At 51.7% G+C, this 8,269-nt stretch carries 14 protein-coding genes; 6 read left to right on the top strand and 8 right to left on the bottom strand.

The features are described 5' to 3' along the window. Both AC9UG7_RS02480 and AC9UG7_RS02475 read left to right on the top strand, forming a co-directional pair. The coding region (locus AC9UG7_RS02480; protein WP_509583734.1) for a MutS-related protein at window positions 1-423 on the top strand (423 nt) is incomplete at its 5' end. A 103-nt stretch (window positions 424-526) separates the two neighbouring features. Continuing rightward, the gene (locus tag AC9UG7_RS02475) at window positions 527-1,288 is read left to right on the top strand and encodes an alpha/beta hydrolase (protein WP_509583732.1); all 762 of its coding nucleotides are present in this window, start codon (window positions 527-529) and stop codon (window positions 1,286-1,288) included. A gap of 6 nt (window positions 1,289-1,294) precedes the next feature. Here AC9UG7_RS02475 and AC9UG7_RS02470 read toward each other — a convergent pair whose 3' ends face one another. The 5 genes from AC9UG7_RS02470 to AC9UG7_RS02450 form a co-directional block, all read right to left on the bottom strand. Then, window positions 1,295-2,146, bottom strand: coding sequence for an undecaprenyl-diphosphate phosphatase (locus AC9UG7_RS02470; protein WP_509583730.1), 852 nt, complete (start codon window positions 2,144-2,146; stop codon window positions 1,295-1,297). A gap of 55 nt (window positions 2,147-2,201) precedes the next feature. Then, window positions 2,202-2,516: a CcdB family protein gene (locus AC9UG7_RS02465; RefSeq protein WP_509583728.1), complete on the bottom strand. Its 315-nt coding sequence runs from the start codon at window positions 2,514-2,516 to the stop codon at window positions 2,202-2,204. 6 nt (window positions 2,517-2,522) lie between these two features. Further along, a complete protein-coding gene (locus AC9UG7_RS02460) occupies window positions 2,523-2,792 on the bottom strand; it encodes a type II toxin-antitoxin system Phd/YefM family antitoxin (protein WP_509583726.1) in 270 nt (89 codons plus the stop codon). 69 nt (window positions 2,793-2,861) lie between these two features. Continuing rightward, window positions 2,862-3,176 (bottom strand): type II toxin-antitoxin system YafQ family toxin, encoded by a 315-nt coding sequence (locus AC9UG7_RS02455; RefSeq protein ID WP_509583724.1) that lies wholly within the window; start codon window positions 3,174-3,176, stop codon window positions 2,862-2,864. Next, on the bottom strand, window positions 3,154-3,435 hold the full coding sequence (locus AC9UG7_RS02450; RefSeq protein ID WP_509583723.1) for a type II toxin-antitoxin system RelB/DinJ family antitoxin: 282 nt from the start codon (window positions 3,433-3,435) through the stop codon (window positions 3,154-3,156). The genes AC9UG7_RS02455 and AC9UG7_RS02450 overlap by 23 nt, the downstream gene beginning before the upstream one ends. Before the next feature lie 177 nt (window positions 3,436-3,612). Here AC9UG7_RS02450 and AC9UG7_RS02445 point away from each other — a divergent pair, with 177 nt between their 5' ends. Beyond that, on the top strand, window positions 3,613-4,101 hold the full coding sequence (locus tag AC9UG7_RS02445) for a 2TM domain-containing protein (RefSeq protein ID WP_509583721.1): 489 nt from the start codon (window positions 3,613-3,615) through the stop codon (window positions 4,099-4,101). A 43-nt stretch (window positions 4,102-4,144) separates the two neighbouring features. Here the strand turns inward: AC9UG7_RS02445 and AC9UG7_RS02440 are convergent, their stop codons facing one another. Further along, entirely contained in the window at window positions 4,145-4,549 is a 405-nt protein-coding gene (locus AC9UG7_RS02440) for a type II toxin-antitoxin system VapC family toxin (RefSeq protein WP_509583719.1), read from the bottom strand. After that, window positions 4,546-4,797, bottom strand: coding sequence for an antitoxin (locus tag AC9UG7_RS02435; protein ID WP_509583717.1), 252 nt, complete (start codon window positions 4,795-4,797; stop codon window positions 4,546-4,548). Before AC9UG7_RS02435 ends, AC9UG7_RS02440 begins: the two co-directional genes overlap by 4 nt. Window positions 4,798-4,887: 90 nt before the next feature. On the opposite strand from AC9UG7_RS02435, the gene AC9UG7_RS02430 reads away from it, so the two are divergent. The 3 genes from AC9UG7_RS02430 to AC9UG7_RS02420 all read left to right on the top strand — a co-directional run bounded on the left by AC9UG7_RS02430 (window position 4,888) and on the right by AC9UG7_RS02420 (window position 7,686). Then, a complete protein-coding gene (locus AC9UG7_RS02430) occupies window positions 4,888-6,723 on the top strand; it encodes a glutamine--tRNA ligase/YqeY domain fusion protein (protein ID WP_509583715.1) in 1,836 nt (611 codons plus the stop codon). A gap of 129 nt (window positions 6,724-6,852) precedes the next feature. Continuing rightward, window positions 6,853-7,491, top strand: coding sequence for an NAD(P)H-dependent oxidoreductase (locus tag AC9UG7_RS02425; protein WP_509583713.1), 639 nt, complete (start codon window positions 6,853-6,855; stop codon window positions 7,489-7,491). 51 nt (window positions 7,492-7,542) lie between these two features. Further along, on the top strand, window positions 7,543-7,686 hold the full coding sequence (locus AC9UG7_RS02420; RefSeq protein ID WP_509583711.1) for a hypothetical protein: 144 nt from the start codon (window positions 7,543-7,545) through the stop codon (window positions 7,684-7,686). Window positions 7,687-7,778: 92 nt separating this feature from the next. Here the strand turns inward: AC9UG7_RS02420 and AC9UG7_RS02415 are convergent, their stop codons facing one another. Further along, the gene (locus tag AC9UG7_RS02415) at window positions 7,779-8,261 is read right to left on the bottom strand and encodes a DUF1178 family protein (RefSeq protein ID WP_509583709.1); all 483 of its coding nucleotides are present in this window, start codon (window positions 8,259-8,261) and stop codon (window positions 7,779-7,781) included. Window positions 8,262-8,269: the final 8 nt, after the last annotated feature.

Below are 8,269 nucleotides of genomic sequence, written 5' to 3'. Positions count from 1 at the left end.
TACCTGCACGACAAATCCCAGTCCTACAGTTTGTTCGCCACGCATTATTTTGAATTGACCGAATTTGCCGCCTCGCACCGCTCAGCGGTGAATGTGCATGTCAGTGCGGCTGAGAGCGGCAACGATATTGTGTTTTTGCACGAGATACAACCCGGCCCGGCCAGCCGCAGTTACGGCATACAAGTGGCGCGTTTAGCAGGCATGCCAGCGAGTGTGTTAAACCATGCCAAGCATGCGTTGGCCGCTCTAGAAACAGATGCACAAAACTCGCGCGCGCAAGTCGATTTGTTCGCCGAACCGCCTGAAGCCATTGATACCGGCCCCTCGCCCTTGCAAGCCAAACTCGCGCACATAAACCCGGATACCTTGAGTCCTCGCGAGGCGTTGGATGCTTTGTACGCGCTTAAAAAATTACTTGATTGATTGAATGACTCTTTATCCTGATACACCTGCCGGACAACCGCTGGTGCTTTTTTTCCATGGCAACAGTTTTCCGGCCAGTACCTAAAACCTGATTCTGAACGATTTGCGCCGACGCGGTATGCAAGTGCAGGCGCTGGAAAAAATCGGTCACAACCCGGCTTACCCGGTCACCAGTAACTGGCCGCATTTGGTGGAAGAAATTCATGCGTTCGCCAAACCTTTGATAGCTGCGCACAGCGGTCCGGTGGTATTGGTCGGTCACTCATTGGGTGGCATGCTGAGTCTGATGCTGGCAGCCCAATTTCCGCATCTCGCGCATGCGGTGGTCATGGTGGATGCACCTGCTCTTGGTGGGCTGCGGGCCAGGGCTTTGCAACTTTCCAAATCACTGTCGTTGACGAGAAAGTTTTCACCAGGGGCCATCAGTCAAAAGCGACGCCATACATGGTCTTCCCTGGAAGAGGTACACGCCCATTTCCTGTCTAAGAAAGTGTTTGCCAGTTGGGACCCACAAGTATTGAACTACTATGTGACACACGGCACGCACGAAGAACGCACAGCACAAGGTGTGCAACGTTTATTGAGTTTTGACCGCCACATAGAAACACAAATCTACAACAGCGTGCCGCACAACTTGGAGCGCTTGCTGAAAAAGTACCCGCTGGCTTGTCCGGTCAGTCTGGTGGCGGCACGTCACTCAAGAGAAATGCGATTAGCGGGCACCGATTTCACGCAAAAAATCACCAAAGGCCGCATGATAATGATTGACGGCACCCATCTCGTGCCTATGGAGAAGCCCTATGTGACTGCGGCAGCCATTGAGGCATGTATTTTGAATATGCTCAGTCTCAAAGCGACGAAATAACTTGCATCAAGGCTGCCAAACTATCCAGCCTTGGTATGAACTGATCAACACCACAGCGCCAAAGGCGATGCGGTACCAGGCAAACGGCACGAAATTATGTGTAGATATGTAACGCAAAAGCCAACGTACGCATAACCAGGCACTGATGAATGAAAACACCAGGCCGACTGCGAACATTGGTACATCGCTCACACTGAGCAAGGCACGTTCCTTGTACAAGCTGTAAACACCCGCACCTATCAAGGTGGGACTGGCCAGGTAAAAAGAAAACTCGGTGGCGGCTTTGCGCGACAGCCCCAGCAACATGCCGCCGATGATGGTGACCCCGCTGCGGCTGGTGCCGGGCACCATGGCTAAACATTGCACCAGACCGACTTTGAGTGCGTCCAAGGGCGACATGGACTCCACATTCACGATACGCACGTGATCGTCAGGATGACCATCATGTAAAGGTTTTCTGCCCCAGCGCTCGACCCACAAAATCACTAAACCACCGATGATGAAAGTACTGGCAACCACCGTGGGTATGAACAAATGCGCTTTGATGGCTTTACCGAACAACAAGCCCAGCACCACAGCGGGTAAAAATCCGATCAACACATTAATAGCGAAACGTCTGGCCATTCTTTGTGACGGCAAGGCCATCACGGTGCTGCGGATTTTTTCCCAGAACACCAGCACCACTGCAAATATGGCGCCGGTCTGAATGGCAATGTCAAACAATTTGGCTTTCTCATCGTCAAAGCCGATCAAAGCACCCGCAAGTATCAAATGACCTGTGGAGGAAATGGGCAAAAACTCGGTCAAACCCTCGACTATGCCCATCACGGCGGCTTTCAAAAGCAACATCAAATCCACAGCGTATCCTATTGATTAATTGAGGTTGATTCTAAGCAACCCTTGTTTATATGGGTCAAACACCCGATAACACCACATCCATAGCGGCAATCAGCAAATGCGATTGAGACGATAAGTTACCCACCATTTGACGCAAGCTTCGCACCGGCACAGGGGCAGCATAGTGCGCCAATGCGCGAAGCTTTTGGCCATTCACCATCACTGAAGGGCATAGCTTTTCAGGGACTTTGTCAGCAAACTCTAGAGTGGCCAAGGGCATCACAAGGCGTGTCGCTAAGGCATTGAGCAAATCGCTTTGCAACACCACCACAAAGGGAATGCCTTTATCGGCACTCTCGCTAGGATTGGGGTAGACGTCAAATTGCGCCATAGCGGTTTACCAAGGACGTAAATCGGCGCCAGGGATGCCGTGGGTTTCAACCCACGCGTTTTGGGCAGTGATCCATTCGGCGAACTCAGATTCAAATTGCTGCTTGCGCTTCGCCAAGCTTGCTGTATTTTGGCCGGCTTGCAAGACTCGGTATTGATCGACCGACAGAATGACGGTGTCAACTTGCCCTGCTTTTTCAACAAATACAGGCCCTTTCTTGGCTTGAGCGCAAATGCTGCCAAATCTGTTTTTGGCTTCGGTGGCGGTGATATGCATGGCAACTCCTAAGGATTAGCCATTTTAGCTAAAGCGGAGGAAAATGACAATATTGAGTACGCGCATTGTTTAGACACTGAACAACTCTGAATGTGTACCCGCCCGCACAAAGGTGATCGCTTCATCATAGGCTTGGTATATCAATAAAAAATCTCCGCCAATATGACATTCGCGGTGGTCTGACCAGTCGCCCTTCAGGGGATGGTCTTGCCGTTCTGGCCCCAGCGGTGCAGCATTTGCAATCAATAACAACATGGCCTCTTTCAGACGCACCATGTCATAACGACCCGAGTGCGACAAGCGCTGCCAGTCCTTCAGAAACATCTTGGTGAAGTCGCAAGCACGAGGTAAATTTGTACGCTTACTGGCTGCTGTTTTTTTCAAGATCAGCAAACAATTGATCAGACGTTTTGAATCTGGCACTTCGATCAGCCATCATGGCGCGGGACTCTTCCATCGCAGCCAATGTGTCTGAGTTGGGTACTTTGAGTTCCAGGGGAAAAGCTTGGTCTATGACTACTCGGCGCAAAAACAAACGTACAGCTTCGGACATGGTTAGCCCCATGGCCGACAAGGCCACAGTCGCCTGTTCTTTGATGTCGTCGTCCACACGGATGTGGAGCATGGAAGTTTGTGCGGTCATTGGGACTCCTGCTTGTCTAGATGAATTTTGTATCTCAAATGAGATGTTGTCAAGATTGTTCGGTCCATGGGTAAAGTCATGGCCGTCACCCCTGTGTCAGTCCTTTGTCGTACTCCTGACGTGTTCAACAACCCAGAAGAGTCCTAAATTAAGCAGTTCGGCAACCCAGGAGATTTCATGTTGATTCAAAAATTAAGACTGCAACGCGGTTGGTCACAACAACAACTGGCAGACCTCAGCGGCCTGAGTGTGCGCACCATTCAACGCCTTGAAAAAGGACAAGACGCGAGTACCGAATCTTTGAAGTCCTTGGCAGCCGTTTTTGAAATCGACTTTTCACAACTGCAAAGGACCGGTATGAGCACCGCCAACGACACCCTCGCCCCCACCAGCCCTGGCATCAGCCACGAAGAGATGCTGGCTTTCAACCATGTACGCAAACTCAAGGGGTTTTACATCCACTTGATGCAATACCTGATCATCATTCCTGCTCTTTTTGCCCTGAATATTTGGCAAGATATTGGTTACTACTGGGCTTTTTATCCAGCGCTGGGTTGGGCGCTGGGTTTGTTGATGCACAGCTTGATTGTGTTTGAGCGCTTCAGTCCATTGGGTGCAGATTGGGAAAAACAACAAGTGGAAAAACGCTTAGGACGGAAACTTTGACATGAATGGCTAGGGCGGCTTTGATTCAATCAACAACACAAAACTACCAAACTTCCAGCTTCAAACGCTGCTTTGGAATGTTTGCAAATGCCTTGTCCCGACTGACCAAGGTGGCCTTCAAAGCCACCGCATGGGCCGCGATCATCATGTCAAAGTCGCTGAGGTTGATGCCTTGCGATTCCAAACTGCTGCACAGTTCGCCATAGCAGGTGGCGGCAGTCGAATCCCATGGCAACACATCCATGTGCAAAAGCACTTGGGTCAGGGCATTTCGCAATGCCATGGGCTGCCCTCTGCGCTGAATGCCATATTCAATTTCAGACAAAGTCACACTGGAGATAGCCACCTGACCCATGGGCAATTTGGCTAAACGCGCAAGCAGTTTGGCGTCCCGCCCCTGCATGATGTGGCTGATGACATTGGTGTCCAGCAAGTAGCGCTGGGTCATTTCTTGCTCGTGTCGAATGGATCGCGGCGAGCGCTGGTTTGGCGGCGCTCAATCAACAGGTCTTTGTTGGCATTCAAAGCCACAGCATCCAGCAAACCCTGCCAGTCGCTGGGCTTGCGAGACAACACCACATCGCCCGTGGTGGGGTCGTGGCGAATGAACACTTCAGCCACGTCAAACCTGAACTCCAATGGCAAGCGTACGGCTTGGCTGCGGCCGGTGGTAAAAATTTTGGCGGTAGAAGACATGGTGTAGCTTGTATCCTTTTGGTATATCTCATGATACATACCGTATTATTGCTTGTCAACTATGCATCGCTGCAAGCCTAAAATCCTCGTATGACCAAACCCGCCTCCCCTGCCACACCCGAAGAACACAAAATCAGCAACTTCCTGCGCCAGATCATCCAAGCCGATTTGGACAAAGGCACATATGCCAGCCGCCTCTGGGCGGGCAGCCCAGGAGACGCAGCCCACCACGCCAAGGGCGAGCCAGACCCCGCCAAAATTCGCACCCGCTTTCCGCCCGAACCCAATGGCTATTTGCATGTGGGCCACGCCAAAAGCATTTGCATCAACTTTGGCCTCGCCCAAGAGTACGGCGGCGTGTGCCACCTGCGCTTTGACGACACCAACCCCGAAAAAGAAGACACCGAATACGTCAACGCCATCATCGACGCGGTGAAGTGGCTGGGCTTCAGCTGGAGCCAGCCGGGCAACGACAAGCCCTACCAAGCCAGTGACTATTTTGACTTCATGTACCGTGCTGCCGAACACTTGATCGAAGCCGGCCACGCCTATGTGGATGAACAAACACCTGAAGAGATGCGCAACAACCGAGGCGACTTTGGCAAGCCCGGCGTGAACAGCCCGTTTCGCAGCCGCACCCCTGCTGAAAACCTCGCCCGCTTTCGCGAGATGCGCGATGGCAAGTTGGCCGATGGGGCTGCTGTGCTGCGTGCCAAGATCGACATGGCCTCTCCCAACATCAATATGCGCGACCCGGCCATCTACCGCATCCGCCGCGCCACCCACCACCACACGGGTGACCGCTGGTGCATCTACCCGATGTACACCTTTGCCCACCCGATAGAAGACGCGCTGGAGCAAATCACGCACAGCATTTGCACCTTGGAGTTCGAGGACCAACGTCCGTTTTACGACTGGCTGATGGAACGCTTGTGCGAAGAAGGTCTTCTGGCTGCGCCCTCACCCAAACAGTACGAATTTGCACGCCTCAACCTCACCTATGTCATCACCAGCAAACGCAAGTTGGCGCAATTGGTGAATGAAGGCAAAGTCAGCGGATGGGACGACCCGCGCATGCCCACCATCGTTGGCCTGCGCCGCCGCGGCTACACGCCTGAGAGCCTGCGCCTGTTTGCCGAACGCATAGGCGTGACCAAAAGCGACAGTTGGATTGACTACAGCACCTTAGAGGGCTGTTTGCGCGAAGACTTGGAACTCAAAGCCCACCGCGCCATGGCTGTGCTCGATCCCGTCAAACTGGTGCTCTCCAATTGGGACGAAGCATTTGGCGCTGGCCATTTAGAGCCCTGTACCCTGCCCGCCTTGCCATATTCGCACGACAGCCAACAAGAAATCGCAGCACGTCATTTTTCTATTGGCAAAGAGGTATGGATCGAACGCGATGACTTTGCAGAATTACCGCCCAAAGGCTATAAGCGCCTGAGCCCGCCGTTGACCAACGCAGATGGCAGCATCACCCCAGGCTCGGTGGTGCGACTCAAAGGCGGTTTCATCATCCAATGCACTGGTTGTTTGAAAGATCACCACGGCGCAGTCACTGAAGTTCATGCCACTGTTTTTGCAGATACCAAGAGCGGTACATCAGGCGCTGACAGCGTCAAGGCCAAAGGTGTGATTACTTGGGTAGGCGTGGTTGATGGTTTACAAGCCGAGGTGCGTTTGTATGACCGTTTGTTCAGCGAAGAACACCCAGACGCAGGCGGACGCGATTTTCTGAGCGTACTCAATCCCCACAGTCTGAAAACCACCACTGCCTATGTCGAGCCGTCATTGTCAAATGCCAAAGCAGACGATAAATTTCAATTCGAACGCATGGGCTATTTTGTGGCTGACCGCGTGGATCACCGCCCCGGACACTTGGTATTCAACCGGGCGGTCGGTTTGAAAGACAGCTGGGGTTCTTGAATTTATTTCCAAAACACATTGAGCTAACCGAGCTCAGCCTATTCATATTTTTTCTCTATGTCACATGGGTTCACTGCACGCTTCCCACCTCAAGTACGCCTGTGATAATCAAACTTTTTGGAAATTCAGATGTCACAACTATTAGACCTATTGCAGTGGCGTTATGCCACCAAAAAAATGGATCCCAGCAAAGTGGTTGCGCAAGACAAAGTTGATCGAATCGTAGAAGCTGCCAGGTTAGCACCCAGCTCCAGCGGACTGCAACCTTACGAGGTCATTGTGGTGAGTAACTCAGAAGTTCGTTCACGCATTCAAGCTGTGGCACACAAACAATCGCAAGTCTCAGATGGCTCTCATCTGTTGGTATTTGCTGCTTGGGACAATTACACACCCGAGCGTATCAATCACATGTTTGACTTGAATGTTTCTATGCGAGGCGGCACCAATGAGGGCTGGGAAAACTACAGACAAATGTTGCTGAAAAACTATCCATCGCGCTCAGCCCAAGAAAATTTCGAGCACGCCGCTAGACAAGCCTATATTGCATTGGGCGCGAGTTTGATCGCAGCTGCATTTGAACAAGTCGATTGCACGCCCATGGAGGGCTTTGAGCCTGAGGCCGTGGATACCATTTTGAATTTGAATGCCAAAGGGCTTCGCAGTGTCGCTATCATGCCTTTGGGGTACCGATTGAGTGGACAGGACTGGCTGGAAAAACTGGTCAAAGTTCGTCGCCCCTCATCTGCATTTGTGACTGAAGTAAAGTAGGCAAAATGCTGAGATTCATCCGCGCAGCAACATACACATCAGGAGAATGACATGGCTAAAGGTGAACAACGCAGCAACAAAATGGCGAAGAAACCGAAAAAAGATACATCACCACCCAAGGTGATCGTGCCTGGTGACAGGCCTAGCGCTCCAGTGACTTTTGTTGCGCCGCGCGGCAAGTTGAAAAATAAATAAGCCCTTGTCAGTTCTAGGCGGTTCTCAGAGGGCTGATTTTTCAACGCCACACGTATCGGCAATTAATTGGTAGCGATAGATCAGCCTAAGGCTCAATGCACAGATCCTTTAAGCGCGGCGGGCATGGGCAGTGGCATCACTGGTATGCCCTCTTCTAATAAAGCCTGTCCTTCTTCAGCAGAGACTTGGCCGCGAATATTTCGCTCCTCGGCTTCACCGTAGTGCATTTTTCGGGCTTCTTCAGCAAAACTTTGTCCCACATCTTCGGTATTTGCAATCACTTGCTGAACCATTTGCAGCCAAGCCACTTGGGCTTGAGGAGGCACACTCAATGAAGTTTCAGTCGTTTCTGTGGCAACAGGAGGAATGCTCCCTTTGGTATCAGAGGGCGGTGTTTCTATTCTGGACGTAAGCAGATTGAGCCTAGGTGCACTTGGCATTTTGTGAATAGTGTTATCTCCGCATACAGGACACTCCACCAAATCGCGCAAGCGTTGTGACTGATAGTCATCTTCCGAAGCAAACCAACCTTCAAAAGGGTGTTGGTGCTGACAAAGCAGGTTGAGGACTTTCATAAACGCAT

The sequence above is a fragment of the Limnohabitans sp. genome (genome assembly GCF_046052765.1).
GTDB lineage: Bacteria > Pseudomonadota > Gammaproteobacteria > Burkholderiales > Burkholderiaceae_C > Limnohabitans.
This window is presented reverse-complemented; position numbering and strand designations above follow the sequence as displayed.

Coding starts and splice junctions, on each gene's coding strand:
- AC9UG7_RS02435 (WP_509583717.1), bottom strand. CDS start 4,797: ATGTCTTCTACCGCCAAAATTTTTACCACCGGCCGCAGCCAAGCCGTA.
- AC9UG7_RS02430 (WP_509583715.1), top strand. CDS start 4,888: ATGACCAAACCCGCCTCCCCTGCCACACCCGAAGAACACAAAATCAGC.
- AC9UG7_RS02460 (WP_509583726.1), bottom strand. CDS start 2,792: ATGCATATCACCGCCACCGAAGCCAAAAACAGATTTGGCAGCATTTGC.
- AC9UG7_RS02415 (WP_509583709.1), bottom strand. CDS start 8,261: ATGAAAGTCCTCAACCTGCTTTGTCAGCACCAACACCCTTTTGAAGGT.
- AC9UG7_RS02440 (WP_509583719.1), bottom strand. CDS start 4,549: ATGACCCAGCGCTACTTGCTGGACACCAATGTCATCAGCCACATCATG.
- AC9UG7_RS02425 (WP_509583713.1), top strand. CDS start 6,853: ATGTCACAACTATTAGACCTATTGCAGTGGCGTTATGCCACCAAAAAA.
- AC9UG7_RS02420 (WP_509583711.1), top strand. CDS start 7,543: ATGGCTAAAGGTGAACAACGCAGCAACAAAATGGCGAAGAAACCGAAA.
- AC9UG7_RS02465 (WP_509583728.1), bottom strand. CDS start 2,516: ATGGCGCAATTTGACGTCTACCCCAATCCTAGCGAGAGTGCCGATAAA.
- AC9UG7_RS02450 (WP_509583723.1), bottom strand. CDS start 3,435: ATGACCGCACAAACTTCCATGCTCCACATCCGTGTGGACGACGACATC.
- AC9UG7_RS02445 (WP_509583721.1), top strand. CDS start 3,613: ATGTTGATTCAAAAATTAAGACTGCAACGCGGTTGGTCACAACAACAA.